Annotated in this window: 15 protein-coding genes; 9 read left to right on the forward strand and 6 right to left on the reverse strand. The window is 65.9% G+C overall.

Annotated elements, in window-relative coordinates:
* Window positions 1-2 precede the first annotated feature (2 nt).
* From AWC25_RS18290 to AWC25_RS18320, 7 genes are read left to right on the forward strand one after another with little or no spacing between them, the layout of a single operon-like run.
* Window positions 3-1,187: a virulence factor Mce family protein gene (locus AWC25_RS18290; protein WP_142278928.1), complete on the forward strand. Its 1,185-nt coding sequence runs from the start codon at window positions 3-5 to the stop codon at window positions 1,185-1,187.
* Window positions 1,184-2,497 carry an MCE family protein gene (locus AWC25_RS18295; protein ID WP_069402574.1) on the forward strand — a complete coding sequence of 438 codons (1,314 nt, stop codon included), beginning with the start codon at window positions 1,184-1,186 and terminating at the stop codon, window positions 2,495-2,497. Before AWC25_RS18290 ends, AWC25_RS18295 begins: the two co-directional genes overlap by 4 nt.
* Window positions 2,494-3,615: an MCE family protein gene (locus tag AWC25_RS18300; RefSeq protein WP_069402562.1), complete on the forward strand. Its 1,122-nt coding sequence runs from the start codon at window positions 2,494-2,496 to the stop codon at window positions 3,613-3,615. Before AWC25_RS18295 ends, AWC25_RS18300 begins: the two co-directional genes overlap by 4 nt.
* Window positions 3,615-5,084: an MCE family protein gene (locus tag AWC25_RS18305; protein WP_069402563.1), complete on the forward strand. Its 1,470-nt coding sequence runs from the start codon at window positions 3,615-3,617 to the stop codon at window positions 5,082-5,084. The genes AWC25_RS18300 and AWC25_RS18305 overlap by 1 nt, the downstream gene beginning before the upstream one ends.
* A gap of 15 nt (window positions 5,085-5,099) precedes the next feature.
* The gene (locus AWC25_RS18310; protein WP_069402564.1) at window positions 5,100-5,732 is read left to right on the forward strand and encodes an Mce protein; all 633 of its coding nucleotides are present in this window, start codon (window positions 5,100-5,102) and stop codon (window positions 5,730-5,732) included.
* Entirely contained in the window at window positions 5,729-6,334 is a 606-nt protein-coding gene (locus AWC25_RS18315) for a hypothetical protein (RefSeq protein WP_244899546.1), read from the forward strand. Before AWC25_RS18310 ends, AWC25_RS18315 begins: the two co-directional genes overlap by 4 nt.
* Before the next feature lie 14 nt (window positions 6,335-6,348).
* Window positions 6,349-6,849, forward strand: coding sequence for a CAP domain-containing protein (locus AWC25_RS18320; protein ID WP_069402565.1), 501 nt, complete (start codon window positions 6,349-6,351; stop codon window positions 6,847-6,849).
* A 4-nt stretch (window positions 6,850-6,853) separates the two neighbouring features.
* On the opposite strand, the gene AWC25_RS18325 is transcribed toward AWC25_RS18320, so the two are convergent.
* From AWC25_RS18325 to AWC25_RS18340, 5 genes are all read right to left on the reverse strand, one after another.
* The gene (locus AWC25_RS18325; RefSeq protein WP_069402566.1) at window positions 6,854-8,500 is read right to left on the reverse strand and encodes an NAD-dependent malic enzyme; all 1,647 of its coding nucleotides are present in this window, start codon (window positions 8,498-8,500) and stop codon (window positions 6,854-6,856) included.
* Window positions 8,501-8,595: 95 nt separating this feature from the next.
* Entirely contained in the window at window positions 8,596-8,745 is a 150-nt protein-coding gene (locus AWC25_RS26880; RefSeq protein WP_157118372.1) for a hypothetical protein, read from the reverse strand.
* A 278-nt stretch (window positions 8,746-9,023) separates the two neighbouring features.
* Window positions 9,024-10,379, reverse strand: a complete 1,356-nt coding sequence (locus tag AWC25_RS18330) for an MBL fold metallo-hydrolase (RefSeq protein ID WP_085167229.1) — start codon at window positions 10,377-10,379, stop codon at window positions 9,024-9,026.
* A gap of 201 nt (window positions 10,380-10,580) precedes the next feature.
* Complete coding sequence (locus tag AWC25_RS18335; protein ID WP_069402567.1) at window positions 10,581-10,898, reverse strand: hypothetical protein; 318 nt, start codon at window positions 10,896-10,898, stop codon at window positions 10,581-10,583.
* A 110-nt stretch (window positions 10,899-11,008) separates the two neighbouring features.
* Window positions 11,009-15,214: a bifunctional nitrate reductase/sulfite reductase flavoprotein subunit alpha gene (locus AWC25_RS18340; protein WP_085167230.1), complete on the reverse strand. Its 4,206-nt coding sequence runs from the start codon at window positions 15,212-15,214 to the stop codon at window positions 11,009-11,011.
* 338 nt (window positions 15,215-15,552) lie between these two features.
* Between AWC25_RS18340 and AWC25_RS18345 the strand changes: the two genes are divergently transcribed.
* Together AWC25_RS18345 and AWC25_RS18350 are read left to right on the forward strand one after the other, a co-directional pair.
* Window positions 15,553-16,020 (forward strand): LppP/LprE family lipoprotein, encoded by a 468-nt coding sequence (locus AWC25_RS18345; protein WP_069402578.1) that lies wholly within the window; start codon window positions 15,553-15,555, stop codon window positions 16,018-16,020.
* A gap of 48 nt (window positions 16,021-16,068) precedes the next feature.
* Entirely contained in the window at window positions 16,069-17,439 is a 1,371-nt protein-coding gene (locus AWC25_RS18350; RefSeq protein ID WP_085167227.1) for a nitrate/nitrite transporter, read from the forward strand.
* Between the two features lie 10 nt (window positions 17,440-17,449).
* Here AWC25_RS18350 and AWC25_RS18355 read toward each other — a convergent pair whose 3' ends face one another.
* Window positions 17,450-19,393 (reverse strand): acyl-CoA dehydrogenase family protein, encoded by a 1,944-nt coding sequence (locus tag AWC25_RS18355; RefSeq protein ID WP_069402698.1) that lies wholly within the window; start codon window positions 19,391-19,393, stop codon window positions 17,450-17,452.
* Window positions 19,394-19,472 lie beyond the last annotated feature (79 nt).

Consider the following 19,472-nt stretch of genomic DNA (forward strand, 5'->3'; position numbering starts at 1 on the left):
CGATGACCCTGAAGCTGCCGAAGATCGGACCGCTCGGCCGGCGCAGCCCCTTCATGTTGGGCGTGATGGGCACGGTGATCTTGACCTGCGTGACGATCGTCGCCTTCCAATACGACCGGTTGCCGTTCGTCAAGAACACCGACGACTACTCGGCGTATTTTTCCGAAGCCGGCGGCATCAAACCCGGTAACACGGTGCGGGTTTCGGGCATGGGGGTCGGCAGGGTCGCACGGATCCGGTTGGAGGGCAACAAGGTCCGGGTCGACTTCACCGTCCGTCAGGGCATCGAGCTGGGCGACCGGACCGAGGCGGCGATCAAGACCGAGACCATCCTGGGCGCCAAGATGCTCGAGCTCACTCCGCGCGGGGAGGGCAAGCTGTCGGGCACGATCCCGCTGGCGCGTACCCATTCGCCCTATGATCTGCCCGACGCGCTGGGCGACCTGACGACCACGATCAGTGGCCTGGACACCGCCCAATTGTCGTCGGCCCTGTCCACGTTGGCCGAAACGTTCAAGGAGACACCGCCGAATCTGAGACCCGCCCTGCAGGGCGTGGCCCGCTTTTCCGACACGCTGAACAACCGGGACGCGCAACTGCGGAGCCTGCTGGGCAACGCCAACACGGTTTCGACGGTGCTGGGCAAACGCAGCCAGCAGATCGCCGCCCTGGTGGCGAATTCCAACGCGCTGCTGGCCGCGCTGCTCGACGAACGTGATTCGCTGGACGCGCTGATGAAAAACATTGCCGCGGTGTCGCATCAGATTTCCGGGCTGGTCGCCGAGAACAGAACCCAACTCAAGCCGGCCCTGGACAAGCTCAACGGCGTGCTCGAGATTCTGGACAACCGCAAGGAAGACATCCAGAAGACGTTGCCCAAGTTCAAGCGGTACGCGATGTCGTTCGGCGAATGCCTGGGCTCCGGCCCCTTTTTCAAGGCCTACGTGGCGAACCTGGTACCCGGCCAGATCGGTGGCCCGGTCCTCGACGCCGACATGTATGACCGGTTCCTGGATCCGGACCAGAAGCTGCCGTCGGAGGCGGTGGACCCACCGACCGGGACGCCACCCGTGCCGCCGGAGAATGCGCCCGTCCCGCTGTGGTCCCAGCCGCCCTCACCGCCGCCGTCAACGCCGCCGGTGCGGACCATCCCCCCGCCGTCGCCGCACGAGTTCGATTCGCCATGAACCTCAGCCGAGACACCTTGCGCAAAGCAACCGCGATCAGCCTGGTGCTGACCCTGGCGGTGGCGTCGTTCCTGGTCGCCAGGAAACTCTGGAAAGACGTTGAAAAGAACACCTACTCGGCATATTTCACCGAAACCAACGGTCTGTTCGTCGGGGACGAGATTCGGATCCTCGGGGTCGCCGTCGGCGTCGTGGACAGGATCGAGCCCCAGCCCACCAGCTCCAAGGTGACGTTCTCGGTCGACAAGCAGTACCCGGTCCCCGCCGACGCCCGCGCCGCGATCCTCTCGCCGTCCCTGGTGACCTCGCGGGCGATCCAACTCGTACCGGCCTACTCCGGCGGCCCCAAGCTGAGTCCGGGCGCGTCGATTCCGCTGAGCCGCACCGCGGTGCCGGTCGAATGGGACGACTTCCGCCGCCAACTGGAAAAGCTGACCGACGCCTTGCAACCCACCAGCCCGGGCGCGGTGAACTCGGTCGGCGCATTCGTCAATTCCGCCGCGGAAAACCTACGCGGTCAGGGCGACACCGCGCGCGACACCGTCATCAAGCTCTCCCAAGCCATCTCGGCGCTCGGTGATCACGCCGACGACATTTTCAGCACGGTGCGCAATCTGCAGCTGCTGGTGTCGGCGCTGTACTCCAGTAGCGACCTGCTGGCCGCGTTCAACCAGAATCTGGCCAGCGTCACGACCGTGCTGACAAACAGTCCCAACGAAGTTGGCAACGCCGTGCACGCCCTCGACACCGCGCTGAACGACGTCCGAGACTTTCTGGCCGACAACCGCGAGTCGATCGGCGTCACCTTCGACCGGCTCGGATCGATCACCACCGCGCTCAACGACAGCCGCAACGACATCAAGCAGATCCTGCACGTCGCCCCCACGGTGTTCCAGAACTTCCTGAACATCTACCAGCCCGCGCAGAGCGCGATGACCGGAATCCTGGCGCTGAACAATTTCGCGGACATCCCGCAATTCATCTGCAGCTCAATCGAAGCGGCCTCGCGGGCGCGGCTGGCGCGCGTTTCGAAGCTGTGCCTGCAATACATCAACCCGATCATCAAAAACCGCGTCTACAACTACATCCCGGCCGGCATCAACCCCTTCGTCGGGACCCAGGCCCGGCCGAACGAGATCACCTACAGCCAGGACTATCTGCGGCCCGGCTACACGCCGCCCGACGCCACCGCGCCGCCGCAGGACGCGCCGGCTCCGCCCGAGGCGCCGGGACCACCGCCGCCCAGCGCCGGGCTGACCTCGATCCAGGTGCTGCAGAACCTGATGCTGCCGACGGGGCCACCGTCATGAGACGCGCGCTCGCCGCCGTACTCGGAATCGTCTGTGTCGCTGCCCTTTCCGGGTGCGGGTGGCGCGGTTTGAACTCGTTCATGCTGCCCGGGACATCCGGCGGGGGACCGGGTTCGTACACGATCCAGGCGCAGCTGCCCGACGTCGTGACCATCCAGCAGAACACCCGGGTCCGGGTCGACGACGTCACCGTCGGCAATGTCACCAAGATCGAGCTGCAGGACTGGCACGCACTGGTGACCATGCGGATCAACGGCGATGTTCACCTGCCCGCCAACGCGACCGCCAAGCTGGGGCAGACCAGCCTGCTCGGTTCGATGCACATCGAGTTGAGCCCGCCCAAGGACGAGCCGCCGACCGGCCAGCTCAGGAACGGCTCGGTCATTCCGTTGAGCCGCGCGAGCCTCTACCCGAGCACCGAGCAGACGCTGGCATCGGTGTCGATCCTGCTCAACGGCGGGGGCATCGGACAGCTGCAGGAGATCAACCAGGCCGTCGCCAAGGCGTTCGCCGGCCGGGAGAACGACATGCGCAGCCTGCTCAACCAGCTGGATGTGTTCATCGCGAAAACCAACGACCAGACCGACGACATCATCGCGGCCGCCGAGAATCTCAACGCGCTGGTGGGACAGGTGGCCGGCAAGGACGCGGCGGTGGACAAGGCGTTGACGACGGTGCCCAAGGCGTTATCGGTGCTGGCGGCCGAGCGCACCAAGATCGCCGAAACCATCGACCAGGTCGGCAAGTTCAGCGCGATCGCGGCCGATACCGTCCACCAGAGCCGGGAGTCTTTGATCAACAATCTGCGCAATATCGCACCGGTGCTGCGGTCGCTGGCCGACGCCGGCCCGTCGCTCACCAAAGGTCTGGACGGCTTGGCGACCTATCCGTGGCCGACGTCCACGGTGCGCAACTGGTTCCGCGGCGACTACGCCAACCTGACCCTGGTCGTCGATCTGACGCTGAGCCGTATCGACCAGGGAATCTTCACCGGTTCCCGGTGGGAGGGCAACCTCACCAAACTCGAAATGTATTGGGGACGCACCATCGGCATGCAGCCCAGCCCGGTCACCGGGGGTAACCCGCTGACCTACCCCTATCACTTCGGGGGGTACTGATGCTGCGCCTGAACCGTCGGACCTGGATTCAGCTGGCCATTCTGTCTTTGGTCACCCTGGTGTCCTGCGGTGCAATGGCATTCAACTTCATGACGCTGCCCGCGACGCTGTTCGGGATCGGCGAGTACACCGTCATCGTCGATCTGCCGCAGTCCGGTGGGCTCTACCCGACCTCGGTGGTGACCTACCGTGGCACCGACGTGGGACAGGTCAAGTCGGTCGACGTCACCGCCGTCGGGGTGCGTGCGGTCCTCGCCATGCGGTCCGGTGTCAAGGTCCCGTCCAATGTCGCGGCGTCCGTGCACAGCCGTTCGGCGGTCGGAGAGCAATACATCGACCTGACCCCGCAGCAGGGCGACAAAGACGAACAGTCCCGGCCGCTGCAGGCCGGCGACGTCATCCCGGCCGGCCGGGTGGACGTGCCCGTGGATATCGGACGGCTGCTCGACATGACCAACCGTGCGCTGCAAGCGATTCCGCGCGAAAACTTGCATACGGTGATCGACGAGACCAATCGGGCGGTGGGCGGGCTCGGTCCCGAGCTTTCCCGCATCGTCGACGCGTCGGCCGCGCTGGCCGTCGCCGGGGGTCAGACCATCGATCCGCTGGCGGCGCTCATCGACCAGTCCCCGGCGGTGCTGAATTCCCAGGTGCAGACGGCCGACGCGATCGGCACCTGGGCGAATCGCACGTCGGCGTTGCTGGTGCAATTCAAGGCCCAGGACGCGGCGGTACGAGATCTGTTGCAGCAGGGCACTTCCGGCATCGAGGAAGGTCGCGCACTGCTGGACAGGGTGGCCCCGGCCCTGCCGGTGTTGTTCGCCAACCTGGTGAGTCTGGGCGATATCGCGGTGGTCTACCGGCACGACATCGAACAGCTGCTGGTGCTGCTTCCGCAGGGCATCGCGGCCATGGCGGCGATCATCGTGCCGAGCTCGAACACCAAGCAGGAGTATCGGGGCGCGCAGTTGGACTTCAACCTCAACCTCAACCTGCCGCCGCCGTGCACGACGGGGTACCTGCCGCCGCAGCAGCGTCGGTCACCGGCCAGCATCGATGCGCCGGACCGCCCGGCCGCGGATTTGTTCTGCCGGGTGCCGCAGGACTCGGAGTTCAATGTCCGTGGGGTGCGCAACATTCCGTGTGAGACCAAACCGTGGAAGCGGGCACCCACCGTCGAACTGTGTGAAAGCGACGAGGAGTACGTGCCGCTCAACGAGGGCTACAACTGGAAGGGCGACCCCAACGCCACCACGTCCGGGCAGGGTGTCCCGATGTATCCGCCGGGACAGGATCCCCGGCTGCCGCCGCCGCGGGGCACCGCGCCGCCCACCCCGCCGCTCTCGGTGAGCACCTACGACCCCGCCACCGGTGACTACATCGGTCCCGACGGGAAGCGCTACACCCAGTCCGATTTGGCGCATCCGCGTGCCAAAAATTGGCAGTCCCTGCTGGTGCCGCCAGCGTAGCAATGAAGGAGAGACATGGCCGACGACCCCGAACCCCCCGAGACCGACGAAAAGCTCGGTGAGTCAACGGCTCCAGCCGCCCAAGACGGGACCCAAGACGGGGCCCAAGACGGGGACACAGCGGCGGCCGGCCGGTTTACCAGGCTGCGGCGGATCACGTCCCGGCGGTTCACCCGCACCGGATCGGCACTGGTCGCCAGCGCCCTGATCGTGGCGGGGGTCACCGGACTGGCCGGCTGGCTGGGGTATTCGGCGTACCACACGCAGCGGGCCCAGGCCCAACGTGAACAGTTCGTGTCGGTTGCCCGGCAGGGCGCGGTGAACCTCACCACGATCAAGTACACCGAGGTCGACGCGGATGTGCAGCGGATCCTCGATCTGGCCACCGGGTCCTTCCGGGAAGACTTCGAGCAGCGAGCCAAGCCGTTCATCGAGGTGGTCAAGGCGGCGCAGTCGAAATCGGAGGGCACGGTCACCGATGCCGGCTTGGAGTCGCAGCAGGGCGACTCCGCGCAAATCCTGGTCGCGGTCGCGGTGAAGTCGCAGACCGCGGGTGGCGAAGAACCACAACGGGAATGGCGGATGCGCATCGAGGTCCGCGCGGTCGGTGACGACGCCAAGGTATCGAACGTGGTGTTCGTGCCATGACCACACTCGAGGACAACATCGACGCCGAGACTCCCGGCGAGAAGATTGCCGAGCAGCCAAGGGCTTCGGAGCAAACGACGCAATCCGCTGCTCCGCAACCCGCGTCAAAACCGCGCCGCATCTCCTGGTCGCGAGTGTTCGCCTACGCCGTGTTGCCGGCGTTGGCGTTGCTGGTGGCGTTGGCGGCCGGATATTTTCGCTGGGTGGTCGGCTCGGCCGACGAGCTGGCCGTGGCCCGCAGCGAATCGGTGCGCGCGGCCTCCGACGGCACCGTGGCACTGCTGTCGTACCATCCGGACTCGGCCGACCAGGAGCTCGGCGCGGCGCGGGATCGGCTGACGGGCGAGTTCAAGGACGCCTACAACGCGCTGATCCACGAGGTGGTGATCCCCGGTGCGAAAGAAAAGCACATCTCCTCGGTTGCCAAAGTCACTGCGGCGTCCTCGGTTTCGACGAGCTCCGACCATGCGGTCGCACTGTTGTTCGTCAACCAGACGGTGACGATCGGCGACGGAGCACCCACCGATACCCAACCCGTCATCAAGGTGACGCTGGACAAGGTCAACGGCCGATGGCTGGTTTCCCGCTTCGACCCGGTGTGATCCGGTCGCGCCGGATGACCCCACCCCGCGGCGCGCCGCTGCTGACGGTCATCGCGCTGGTGTGCTCGGTCGCCGCGGTGACGGCCCCGGTCGCGCACGCCGACAACAAGCGGCTCAACAGTGCCGTCGTCTCCGCGGTGTACACGCTGCAGCACCAGGCCGGCTGCACGAACGACGTCATCCGCAACAATGCGTTGACGTTGGCCGCTGAATGGCACGCCGACGACATGATCAACAACCGAAACATCAACGCCGACATCGGGTCCGACGGATCAACCCCGCAGAATCGCGCCAACGCCGCCGGCTTCCGCGGCAAGGCGGCCGAGACCGTGGCGATCAACCCGGCCATCGCGATCAGCAGCCTGGAGCTGGTCAACCAGTGGTACTACGACCCCGCCGCCATGGCCGTCATTCGCGACTGCGCCAACACCGAGATCGGGGTGTGGTCCAACAACAGCCTGGACCGCACCGTGGTGGTGGCCGTCTACGGCCAGCCGGCCGTGCCGACCCGGTAGCCGATCAGTCGTAGACCGGCGCCCACATCGTGTCGGACACCGCCCGCGCGACGTCGTCGTGGCGCACCGTGGCCACCCCGTCCTCGACGGCCGCGCGGTAGACGGCCTCGGCGACCGCCGTGGAGACCGCCCGCAGGTTCTGCACGTCCGGCAACAACGAGTCCCCGGGGTTCTTCGGAGTTGCTTGCTGCACAATGGCTTTCGCGGCCGCCTGCAGCATCGTGGGGGTGACTCTGGTGGCGCCGGCGACGATGATGCCCAGCCCGATCCCGGGGAAGACCAGCACATTGTTGGCCTGGCCGATCGTGTAGGTGATCCCGTCGTACTCGACCGGCGGTACCGGGGTGCCGGTCGTGACCAGCGCCTTGCCCGCGGACCACTGCACCAGGTCGGCCGGCATCGCCTCCATGCGTGAGGTCGGGTTGGACAGCGGGAAAATCATCGGCTGTTCACACGAGGCGGTCATCGCCTCGACGACCTCGCGGGTGAACGCACCGGACACCGTCGAGGAGCCCAGCAATACGGTCGGCGACGCGAGATTGATCGCGTCGACGAGGTCCACCCGGTCTTCGTCGGCCACCCCGAGTTCCCGGCGGTTCTTCGCGTACGGCACCTGGAACGCGCGAAGGTCGTCCATGTCGTCGAAGAGCAGACCCTGGCGGTCGATCGGCCAGATCTGCGACCTGGCCTGTTCGACGGTGGCGCCGTCGGCGACCATCGCATCCCGGATCTGGTCGGCGACCCCGATCCCGGCGGTGCCGGCGCCGAACACGACCACCGTTTGGTCGCGCAGCGGTAAGCCCGTGATATGGCAGCCGCCGTACACCGCGGCCACCACCACCGCGCCGGTGCCCTGGATGTCGTCGTTGAAAATGCAGTAGTCGTCGCCGTAGGTCCGCAGGATGTTCCGCGCGTTGATCGGCCCGAAGTCCTCGAAATGCAGGATGGCCCGCGGAAACAGCCGGTGGGCGGTTTCGATGTAGTGCTTGATGAACGCGTCGTATTCCTCGCCGCGGCGCCGGGCGTGCCGGTTGCCCAGGTAGAAGGGGTCTTGCAGGAGCTGTTCGTTGTCGGTGCCGACGTCCAGTGACACGGCGATGCAGCGGCGGGGGTCGATGCCGGCGCCGGCGGTGTAGAGCGCCAGCTTGCCGACCGCGATCTGGATTCCGCCAACTCCCCAGTCGCCGATGCCCAGGATCGCTTCGGCGTCGGTGCACACGATGAGATCGACGTCGTCGGCGCCGAGGCCGAGCGTTTCGAAGGTTTCTTCGATGTCGTCCGGTTCGTCGATGCTCAAAAACAGCCCGCGCTGGCCGCGGTATTCGTCGGAGAAGCGTTGAATGGCCTCCCCGACGGTGGGGGTGTACACCACCGGCATCAGTTCGGGTAGATGGTCTTCCAGCACCTTGAAATACAGCAGCTCGTTGCGGTAATGCAGCTGTTCGAGAAGCAGGTTGCGGCCCAAATCGGTTGCCACGCTCTGCAGTTGATGCCAAACGCGGTCGGCCTGTTGCTCTTGGGTCAAGACCGCCGACGGTAATCGGCCGGTCAGGCCCAGCCGCCGCCGCTCTTCGCGGGTGAAGCCGACCCCGCGATTGAGGCTCGGGGAGGACATGGCGAGTGGGATTCGGGGCGTGTGGCCGGGGCTCATGACGACATCGGTCCGCTGACTGCGCGCATGAAATCACCGTAGCGCCCAATTCGTGGCGCGCATCTTCGGGAGCGGGTGACGGACCAGACGTCCTGCTAGTCGCGGTGGTCCACACCGGGTCCGGCCAGGATCGTCCCGGTGTCCGGGGCCGCGGCGCGGTGGTGCGGCAGTCGGGCAAGCCGCACGTCAGTCCGGCGTTGCACAGCAACGCCGGCGCCTTGGTCGAGCGTTGGCCCGAACGGCACACCACTACCACCTTGCCCGCCGACCGAGATGTCGACCCACGGTGTGCTCGTGCTGATCGAGCACCCCGCGAGGAATTTTGAAAGACCCTGCGCTGTCGGGTGTTTCGAATTCGGCGGGCGCGCACGTCGACATCCCACGGGGCGTCGGAGACTTCAGCAGCGCGTGCAGCTCGGGCGCCGGAATGATGTCTGCGGCCGGTGCGCGCCTGTCGACTCGCAGGATACGAAGGCCAGTGACAGCCGATTACCGGGGCGGCCGGCAAACTCCAAACATTTGTTCAAGCTGAATTTTTCGGCGCGGTCAGCGCCAGCTTTTCGGCGTTGTCGTAGCTGTCGTCGATGAGCACGACGCGGCGATCGTGCCGGTCGAGCAGCGCGGCGGCGATCGAGGCGCGATAACCGCTGGCGCAATGGATCCACAGCTCGGGTGCGGCGGGGATTTCGTCGAGGCGGTCCGGCAGTTCGTGCAGGGCGACGTTGAGCGCGCCGGGGATGTGGCTGTCGTCGAATTCGTGGGGCTGGCGGACGTCGAGCACCAGCACGCCGTCGTCGAGCGCGTCGGCGAGTTCGCCGAAATCCGCGACGCGATATCGGCGCAGCGCCGACCCGCCGGACAGGTCGTCAATGTCGCCGCTGGCGCTGCCGATGAGGTTGTCGATGCCGATGCGGGACAGTTGACGCTGGGCGTCGGCGATCTGCTTGTCGTCGTCGCCGATCAGGGTCAGTGGCGCGCCCCACGCATACAGCCAGCCGAGGTAGTTGACGAACGGCCCCGACAGCTCGAATCCGTATGTGCCGGCGACGTGTCCGGCTGCGAACGCGGTGCGGTGCCGCAGATCGACGACCCATTCGCCGGCGTCGATACGGTTGCGCAATTCATTGGGGTCGACCGGAGCGGGCCGCGACAGATCCGGCGCCGCCGGGCCCGTTCGGTTGATCACCCCCATGTGGGCGTAATAGGCGGGGAAAGCGGCCAAGCCGTCCAACAGATCGTCGACGTAGTCCTGCTCGTCCTGGGTCAGCGCGGGATTACTGTCGCGTTGATCCCCGATCGTGGAACTGTCGTCGTCGCTGGGCGACGCCGAGCAGAAGCTGCCGAATCCGTGCGTGGGATAGACCGGTGTCGAGGCGGGCAACTGGTGGGCCAGGCGCCGAACCGAATGATATTGCAGCCGAGTCAATTCCTCGGCGCGTTCCGTGCCGAGCAGATCGGTCCTTCCGGTGCTACCGAACAGCATCGAACCTCCGGTGAGCACCCCGACGGTGTCGCCCGACTCCGTGCGAAGCACGTAGCTGAGGTGATGAGGCGTGTGCCCTGGTGTGGCAAGTGCCTCCAAATGGATTGCGCCACTGTCGATGTGATCACCGCCGGTGACGGTGCGGCATGAAAATGTTACGTCTTCTCCTGCGGGAACCAGGTATTCGGCGCCGACCGCATCCGCCAGCGCCCATCCGCCGGTCACATAATCGTTGTGGATGTGGGTTTCCAGTACGTGCGTGATCCGCAGATCGCCGGCCAGCTCCAGCACCCGGTCGATGTCGCGTTGCGGATCGATCGCGACGGCCACCTCGCCGTCGCCGACCAGATAGCTGCGATCACCCAACCCGGAGGTTTCGATCACCCGTACATCCACCATGGTTGCCTCATCCGCCGACGTTGTTGGCCCGACTCTACTTTGCTGGCGAAAAGCCGGCGGCGTGGCGGCGGTGTGCGCGTATTGACAAGTATTGACAAGTATCGACAAGTATTGACAAGTGCCGTCGGACGGTATCCACCGTTCGAACGCGATGATTCGGCGTGACGGCCGGGGGAGCGAGGTAGCTGCGAAGGGGTCTCAGCCGACGTGGCGCCGGTTGTCGCTGATCCATTCGACGCGGTGTTGGCCCGCCTCGGTGTCGAGCTGCGTGACGCCCGCCAGCTCGCAACCGCAGACTTGGCCGCCGTTCGTGGTAGTCCGGAACAGTTGGGAACCGCGCTTGCGCATCAGGTGTTGCGCATAGACCTTGTCTCGAACCGCCTGCGAGAACGTGAAGTCCAGGTTGACGGGCAGTCCGGCCCAGTCGACTTTGTCCGACTCCGTGTCGGCGGGCCGGCGCTCGTCGGTCGCTCCGCGTGGTAGCCGACACTGTGGGCAGACGCCGCCGTTAACCACGGGAACACCCCTTCATCGAGTACGCACCAGTCGTTGTGCACATGGTGCGACAGGGATGTTTCAGCCGCGAGCGTCCAATGTTTCGGAAATATTACGCGTCGGGCGGGTGGCTAGTAGACGTCGCGGTGATAGCGCTTGTCGGCGCTCAACGACTGCACGTACGCCCGGGCCGCGTCGGGGTCGAGCTTGCCGTGCTCGGCCGCGATCTCACACAGCGCGCGATCGACGTCTTTGGCCATCGGGTCGGCCGTACCACAGACGTAGAGGTGGGCCCCGTCCTGCAACCAGCTCCACAGCTGGGCCCCCCGTTTGCGCATCAGGTGCTGGACGTAGACCTTCTGTGCCTGGTCCCGGGAGAACGCCAAATCCATCTCGGTGAGCAGACCGTCGGCGTGCATCGCCTGGATTTCTTCGCGGTAGTAGAAGTCGGTCGCGGCGTGCTGCTCGCCGAAGAACAACCAGTTCGGACCGGTGTGGCCGAGCGCCCGTCGCTCCTGCAGGAAACCGCGGAACGGGGCGATGCCCGTACCGGGGCCGATCATGATCATCGGCGTCTGCGCATCGCTGGGGATCCGGAAGTTGCTGGACGGCTGCAGATACACGGCGACGCGATCGCCGGGGGAGCGGTCGGCCAGGTAGGTCGAACACACGCCGCGGCGCGGGACGCCCTGGAAGTTGTAGCGCACCGGCGAGACGGTCAGGTGCACTTCGCCCGGACACTCTTTGGGGCTCGACGAGATCGAATACAGCCGCGGCTGCAGCCGTTTGAGCACCCGCAGCCACTCGTGGGCCGACGCCGCGACCGGCAACCGCGCCAGCAGATCCACCGACTGGCGGCCCCACGTCCAATTGTTCAGTTCGGTCTTGTTCTCCGGCTGCAGCAACCTGGCCAACGTCCGGTCGCCGGTGCGTTCCTGGACGAAGCGCACCACATCCCGGCTGATATGGGCGATCTCGATACGCTCGGTGAGCGCCGTGCGCAGCGACATCAGGCCATGCTCGCCGACCTCGACCGGGGTCTGCCCGTCCAGTCCAGTGACGGCCAGCCATTCGTCGACCAGCTGGTCGCTGTTGCGCGGCCATACGCCCAGCGCGTCACCCGCTTCGTAGCTGACCTCTTCCTCGGGGAGGTCGAACACGATCTGCCGCACGTCTTTTGCGGAGCTGGGTCCGCTGAGCGTGGTGTTGCGGATCATGTCGGTGACGAGCGGGCGCTTCTTGTTGAAGGCCGGAGCCGCGGCAGGGGCCGGCGGACGGGGCGCGGTCGTCGCGGGTGCCAGCGGCGCGGCGGTGCCCGGCCCGACTCGGCTGGGCGTGCGGGTCAGCGCTTTGATGACCTGATCGGTCCAGCCGGCGGCGGCCTCCTCGTAGTCGGGTTCGCAATCGACGCGTTTGGCGATGCGGGTCGCGCCCAGCTCGGCCAGCCGTTCGTCAAGCTTGCGCCCGTATCCGCAGAAATCGTTGTAGTTCGAGTCACCCAGGGCGAGAAGGGCATAGCGGGTGTCGCCGAGCCGCGGGGCGCCCTCGCCACTGAGCGCCCGCCACAGGGTGGCACCGTTGTCGGGCGCCTCGCCGTCGCCGGTGGTGCTGGTGATCACCAAGAGTTCCCGGGTGGCGGGCAGGTCGGCGACGGGGAAATCGTCCATGCTGTGCAGTTTGACCGACAGGGCGGCATCGGCGAGCCGCGCGGCGATCGTCGCCGCCAGTTCTTCGGCGTTGCCGGTCTGCGAGGCCCACAACACCACAATCGGGCCGCGCTTCGAATCATCCTCGGCTGCGGGTGTTTTCGGAGGATCGGCCGGTGCTTCGGCCGTCGATACCGCCGATGTGATGGCCGGTACGGCAGCGGGCGCGTCGGTGCGCGCGAACATCCCCGCGAGCAGGCCGTCGACCCACAGCCTGGTGTTGATGTCCAGCGGCGCGTTCAGCGGCAGGGTGGGCACCCCGGCGGCACGACGCCCGGCCTCCGAACGCAACCCGGCCAGCACACCGGCAAGGTAGCTGCGGCCAAGGGGCCCCAGTTGTGGGGCCGGTTCGTTGGCCACACCGAGGATTTCGGCGAGTGCGTCAACCTGTGACACGCTGATCTCGGTAACCTCCGAAGTTGCGGGTGCGGCTGCGTCGACGGCCACCGACGGTTCGGGGTCGGCGGTGACCTCGGGTGTGGCGACGGCGACCTTGGTGACGGTGACCGCGCACGCTTTGAATTCCGGTTGGTAGGACACCGGATCCACCGCGTCGTTGGTGACCGCGTTGATCGAGAGGTATTCGCCGAACGCGTCGTTCCAGTGGAACGGGGCGAAGCAGTTGCCCGGCCGTACCCGATCGGTGACGACGGCAGGAAGCACGGCCCGGCCGCGGCGGGAAGCGATTTCGACCTTGTCACCGTCGGCGACGTCGAGCCGCGCGGCGTCGTCGGGATGGATCTCCACGAACGGGCCGGGGTTGAGTTTGTTGAGTTTGGCCACCTTGCCGGTCTTGGTCATGGTGTGCCACTGATGCGGTAGCCGACCGGTGTTGAGCAGGAACGGGTAATCGTCGTCGGGCATCTCATCCGGCGACAGGTGCGGCCGGGCGAAGAACACGGCGCGCCCGCTGGCGGTCGGAAACACCAGCCGGGGCACGCTGCCGTCCGCGCGGACCAACTGAGCTTGGCTGACACCGTCGTTCAAGTAGCGGATGGGGTTGCGGTCGTCGGCGCACTCGGGTGGGCAGGGCCATTGCAGCGGCGTCCGCCGCAGCCGCTCATACGTGGCGCCGCGCAGGTCGTAGCCGGTTTTGGGGTTCCAGAACCGCTTGATCTCCTCGAACACTTCCTCGGCGGAGGAATAGGTGAACGACTCCGAATAGCCCATCTCGCAGGCGATTCGGGCAATGATCTGCCAGTCCGGCATCGCCTGGCCGGGCGGGCCCACGGCGGGCTGAAACAGCGTCATGTTGCGTTCGGAGTTGATCATCACGCCCTCGGCCTCGGTCCATAGGGCGGCGGGCAGCAACACGTCGGCGTATTCGTTTGTCTCCGTCTCGAAAAAGGCGTCCTGGGCGATCACCAACTCGGCACGGTCCAGGCCCGCCAACACGGTCTTCCGATTGGCAACGCTGGCAACGGGATTGGTGCAGATGATCCAGCACGCCTTGATCTCGCCCTTGGCCATGCGGGAGAACATGTCGACCGTGCCGGTACCGACGTCGGTGCGCAGCGACCCACGGGGGATGCCCCACTGGTCTTCGACGAATTCCCGGTCGGCGGCCGAGGTCACCGCGCGTTGGCCCGGCAGTCCTGGCCCCATGTAGCCCATTTCGCGTCCGCCCATGGCGTTGGGCTGCCCGGTGAGTGAGAACGGACCGCTGCCCGGCTTGCAGATGGCACCGGTCGCCAGGTGCAGGTTGCAGATCGCGTTGGTGTTCCAGGTTCCGTGGGTGCTCTGGTTCAGGCCCATCGTCCAGCAGGTCATGAAGTTCTCGGCTTCGCCGATCCAGCGTGCCGCGGTACGAATGTCGGCCTCCGGAATGCCGGTGAGGTCGCTGACCCGCTCGGGTGTGAAGTGCTTGAGGAAGCCGGGCATCTCCTCCCAGCCCTCGGTGAATTCGGCGATGAATTCGGGGTCGGTGTGGCCATTTTCGACGATCTGCTGCAGCAGCCCGTTGAGCAGGGCGAGATCGGTGCCGGAGGAGATCTGTAAGAAAAGGTCGGCTTTCTCCGCGGTGGCGGTGCGGCGCGGGTCGACGACGATGAGCTTGGCGCCAGCCTTGACGCGGTCCATCATGCGCAGGAAGAGGATCGGATGGCAATCGGCCATGTTGGCGCCGATGACGAAGAACACGTCGGCCCGGTCGAAGTCCTGGTAGGAGCCCGGGGGTCCGTCCGCGCCCAGCGACAGCTTGTAGCCAGACCCCGCGCTGGCCATGCATAGTCGCGAGTTGGACTCGATCTGATTGGTACGGATGAACCCCTTGGTCAGTTTGTTCGCCAAGTACTGTGCTTCCAGCGACATCTGCCCCGATACGTAGAGGGCGAAGGCATCGGGACCATGCTCGTCGATGATGGCGCGCAATTGTTTCGCCGACTGCGTGAGTGCGGCGTCGAGGTCGATCTGTTCCAGGGACGCGCCGCGCTCGCTGCGCCAATAGGCGGAGTCCAACCGGCCCGGCGCGGCCAGCATGTCGGCGGTCGTGGTGCCTTTAGTGCACAGCCGGCCGAAGTTGGCCGGGTGGCTTTTGTTACCAACACATTTCGCGACACGACGACGGTCGCTTTCGGGGTCGGTTGTGATCTGCAACACCATGCCACAACCGACGCCGCAGTAGGCGCACATGCTGTTCACGGTTTCCTGACCGCGCTGGGCAGCCACGCCTACCTGCCTCCTTCCGAGCGCGCGAGGTCTCCTGCGCTAAATGGTGCGACAAAGATGTTTCGGCATCGGGCGCCCGATGTTTCGGCCGTTTTACGGCTTCCTCTCACCGGATCCAGATGAAAATGTGAAGTGTCTGAAAAGTCTCGCTCCCCAACGAGTAACCGCAGGTCAGCGCTGATCTGCGGTTAGGCTCAGATTACCGGTGCGTTCCTCGGAATTGACCCCCGGCAACCAGGTTCGGACCAAACAAATGGCACTTTCACAGTTTTCGCTAAGCTCACAATGTGCGCCGTCAGTTTGTGATTTTCCTGATTTTGCTGGTCACGGGTTGCGGGGGAAAACCGGCGGCGCCGCCGGCGTCACATGCCGACAATTGCAAGGAGTCCGACGGCCCCGCCGCCGACACCGTGCGACAAGCGATTTCGGCGGTTCCGATCGTCGTTCCCGGGTCGAGCTGGGTGGAGATCGGCCGCGGGCACACCAAGAAGTGCCGGTTGTCCTGGGTGCAGATCATCCCGACGATCGCCAGTGAGTCGACGCCCCAGCAGCTGCTGTTCTTCGACCACAATCGGTCGTTGGGCACGGCGACCCCAAACCCCAAGCCGTACATCACCGTGCTGCCCCCGGGTGACGATACGGTCACGGTTGAGTACCGATGGCCGGTCGATCACGATGAACCCTGTTGTCCCAAGGGAATCGGCACGGTTAAGTTCCAGATCGGGCCGGACGGCAAGCTGCAGGCTCTCGGCAAGATTCCACATCAATAGGGTTACCGCACATCATGTTCCGACTTTCGGCGGCCGTCGGTCCGGCCCATGGGTAGGTCACGTCACCTCTCGCATTGGGACGCAGAGGATCTGGTGGCGTGGGAAGCGGGCGGCAAGGTCATCGCCCGGCGCAACCTGATCTGGTCCGCGCTGATCGTGCATCTGGGCTACGCCATCTGGTCGCTGTGGCCGGTGATGGCGCTGTTCATGCCTAGGGAGGTCTACGGGTTCTCCGCGAGCGACAAACTTTTGCTCGGCACGACGGCCACTCTGGTCGGGGCCTGCCTGCGGCCGACCTACGCCGTCGCGACCGCCGTCTTCGGCGGGCGCAACCTGGCCGTGTTCTCGGCTTTCGTGCTGGTGGTCCCGGTGCTCGCGGCGATGCTGCTGCTGGCTCACCCCGGGCTTCCGCTGTGGCCGTATCTGGTGTGCGCCGCGTTGTCCGGTCTGGGCGGCGGTAACTTCGCGGCGTCGGCGAGCAACGCGAACTCCTTCTATCCGCACCGGCTCAAGGGCGCCGCACTGGGGATTGCCGGCGGCATCGGTAATCTCGGTGTCCCGATGATGCAGATCGTCGGGCTGGTGGTCCTTGCGGCCGCGGGTGAGCGGGACCCGTATTGGGTGTGCGGTCTGTATCTGGCGCTGGTGACGGTCGCGGGCCTGGGTGCGGCGTTCTTCATGAACAACGTCGCGCAACACCGGGTGGAACCGGGTCGGCTGCGGTCGGTGCTGTCGGCGGTGATTTGCACGCGGGACACCTGGCTGCTTTCCCTGCTGTACCTGGGTAGCTTCGGTTCGTTCATCGGCTTTGCGTTCGCCTTCGCCCAGGTGCTGCAGACCGGTTTCGTGGCCGGCGGACAAACCACGTCGCAGGCGTCGCTGCATGCCGCCGAGCTGGCCTTCATCGGACCACTGCTGGCGGCGTTGGCCCGGGTGTACGGAGGTCGCCTAGCCGACCGGGTCGGTGGTGGCCGGGTGACGTGCTCGGTGTTCGTCGCGATGATCGTCGCGGCCGCGGTGTTGGTCGGCGTCGGCAGTTTCGAGGACCCGCACGCGGGACCGGTCAGCGACGCGGCGATGACCGGATATGTGGGCTGCTTCATCGCGTTGTTCACGCTGGCCGGGCTGGGTAATGGATCGGTCTACAAGCTGGTGCCGACGGTCTTTGAAAAGCTCAGCGGCGCTGTGGGAATGGGCGAGAACGAGCAACGCCAGTGGTCGCGCCTGCTGTCCGGTGTCGTAATCGGCTTCGTCGCCGGGGTCGGGTCGCTGGGCGGTGTCGGGATCAATCTGGCGCTGCGGCAGTCCTACCTCAGCACCGGCACCATGACGTCGGCATTCTGGATCTTCCTGTCGTTCTACGTTTTTGCCGCCGTGTTGACCTGGGCCAGGTACGTGCGCGCCCCGTCGGGCAGCTAGTCGACCAGGCTCAGTCGGGCAGGTTCTCCGGATGCAGCATCTCGGCGTAGCGCAGCGGCTCCGGAATACCGAAGCCGTCGACCAACGTCTGGGCGTGCGGACGGAGGGCCCGGCACCGGTCGTTGATCCCGCGGGTGACGGCCTTGGCCCGCTGGGTGGACAGGTAGCCGTGCTCGATGTACCAGGCCTTGTCCTCTTCGATCACGGTCAATGCATACAGGTCGCAGACGATCCCCAAAAGCTTACGCGCCTCCTCGTTTTCGCACGCGTCGATGCCGGCGACGAAGGCCTCCAGGACGATCCGGTCGATGTGAGCGCTGGCGGCGTGCAGCACGTGATCCTGCACGGCATTGAACGCGTCGAACGCGGATACCTCTTTGGACTTGCTCTGTAGGCGTCGTGCGACCGAGGACAGCAGATACCGCTCGCGTTCTTCGAACATGTTCACCTGCGTGCCCCGGTTGAACAGGCTGCCCTCTTCTTCGCTGTCCTGGCGGGCGTCGACGATGCGCTGCATGATCGCTTCGGCCGCGGTGCGTTTCATCACCCGCTCGCCGACCGTGCTGGCGGCGAACCGCACCCAGTCGACCGGGCTCATGCTCTTGATGTCGTCGGCGTAGGCGGTCAGCAGTTCCTTGGCCACCAACTGGGTCAGCACGTGATTGTCGCCCTCGAAGGTGGTGAACACGTCGGTGTCCGCCCGCAACGCGATCAGCCGGTTCTCGGCCATGTAGCCGGCGCCGCCGCATGCCTCCCGGGCCTCCTGAATCGCCCTGGACGCGTGCCAGGTGTTGGCCGCTTTCAGCCCGGCCGCCCGCGATTCCAGCTCCCGCTGTTCCTCGGCGTCGGGGAAGTCCGACGTCTGCAGATCGTGACACTTGGCGACCAGCTCGTTCTGCGCGAACTGCAGGGCGTAGGACTTGGCGATCAACGGGAACAGGCGTCGCTGGTGCACCAGGTAATCCATGATCAGCACTTCCCGATCGTCGTCGTCGGGCGCGCTGAATTGCCTGCGCTGCAAGGCATATCGAGTAGCGATGTCCAGTGCGACGCGGGCGGCGCCACCCGCGCTGCCGCCGACGGTGACCCGGCCGCGGATCAGGGTGCCCAGCATGGTGAAGAACCGACGGTTGGGGTTGTCGATCGGCGAGCTGTACGTGCCGTCGGGGGCGACGTCGCCGTACTTGTTCAGCAGGTTTTCCCGCGGCACCCGGACGTGGTCGAACACGATGCGGCCGTTGTCGACACCGGGCAGCCCGCCCTTGTACTCGCAGTCCGACGTGGTCACCCCGGGCAGGTCGTTGCCGTCGTCGTCGCGGATCGGCACCAGCAAGCAGTGCACGCCGTGGTTGACCGGTTTGCCGTCCTGGCTGGTGATCAATTGGGCGAAAACCGCTGCCATGGTTGCGGTTTCGGCGGCCCCGCCGATGTAGTCCTTGCGTGCCGTGGGGGTCGGCGAGTCGACGATGAACTCTTGGGTCTCGGGATCGTAGGTGGCGGTCGTCTCCAGCGACTGCACGTCGCTGCCGTGTCCGGTTTCGGTCATCGCGAAACAGCCGCGCAACTCGAGACTGATGATCTTGGGCACGTAGGTCTCGTGGTGGCGCTCGGTGCCGAGGTTTTCCACGGCACCGCCGAACAGACCCCACTGCACTCCGGCCTTCACCATCAGCGACAGATCCGACATCGCCAGCATCTCGATCATCGTGACCGCCGCGCCGACGTCGCCGGTACCACCGTGCTCTTTGCGGAACGAGTCGGCCGCCGCGCCGAACGCGGCCATGATCCGCATTTGCTCGGCGACCTTGGTCCGCGCGATCACCGTGTTGGGCGTGTAGTGCGGGCGGAACAGATCCTCGCTCATCGCCGCCCGCATCCGGTTCCTCACGTCACGCCAGCGCCCGTCCAGGGCGTTACGCAGATGATCGGCAAGGTTCGTCGTGTCAGGCGCCATAAGTTTCTCCTATGTCAAGTCGCTGCCGTTTGGCAAGGCTGTGTTCGGGTGTGGTGGTCGGTGTGGAGGTGGCCGAAGA

The organism is Mycobacterium sherrisii, from assembly GCF_002102355.1.
GTDB lineage: Bacteria > Actinomycetota > Actinomycetes > Mycobacteriales > Mycobacteriaceae > Mycobacterium > Mycobacterium sherrisii.

Bases quoted from the DNA above. Each gene is read 5' to 3' on its own strand.
- AWC25_RS18290 (WP_142278928.1), top strand. From the start codon at position 3: ATGACCCTGAAGCTGCCGAAGATCGGACCGCTCGGCCGGCGCAGCCCC.
- AWC25_RS18295 (WP_069402574.1), top strand. From the start codon at position 1,184: ATGAACCTCAGCCGAGACACCTTGCGCAAAGCAACCGCGATCAGCCTG.
- AWC25_RS18300 (WP_069402562.1), top strand. From the start codon at position 2,494: ATGAGACGCGCGCTCGCCGCCGTACTCGGAATCGTCTGTGTCGCTGCC.
- AWC25_RS18305 (WP_069402563.1), top strand. From the start codon at position 3,615: ATGCTGCGCCTGAACCGTCGGACCTGGATTCAGCTGGCCATTCTGTCT.
- AWC25_RS18310 (WP_069402564.1), top strand. From the start codon at position 5,100: ATGGCCGACGACCCCGAACCCCCCGAGACCGACGAAAAGCTCGGTGAG.
- AWC25_RS18315 (WP_244899546.1), top strand. From the start codon at position 5,729: ATGACCACACTCGAGGACAACATCGACGCCGAGACTCCCGGCGAGAAG.
- AWC25_RS18320 (WP_069402565.1), top strand. From the start codon at position 6,349: ATGACCCCACCCCGCGGCGCGCCGCTGCTGACGGTCATCGCGCTGGTG.
- AWC25_RS18325 (WP_069402566.1), bottom strand. From the start codon at position 8,500: ATGAGCCCCGGCCACACGCCCCGAATCCCACTCGCCATGTCCTCCCCG.
- AWC25_RS18340 (WP_085167230.1), bottom strand. From the start codon at position 15,214: ATGTGCGCCTACTGCGGCGTCGGTTGTGGCATGGTGTTGCAGATCACA.
- AWC25_RS18350 (WP_085167227.1), top strand. From the start codon at position 16,069: ATGGGTAGGTCACGTCACCTCTCGCATTGGGACGCAGAGGATCTGGTG.
- AWC25_RS18355 (WP_069402698.1), bottom strand. From the start codon at position 19,393: ATGGCGCCTGACACGACGAACCTTGCCGATCATCTGCGTAACGCCCTG.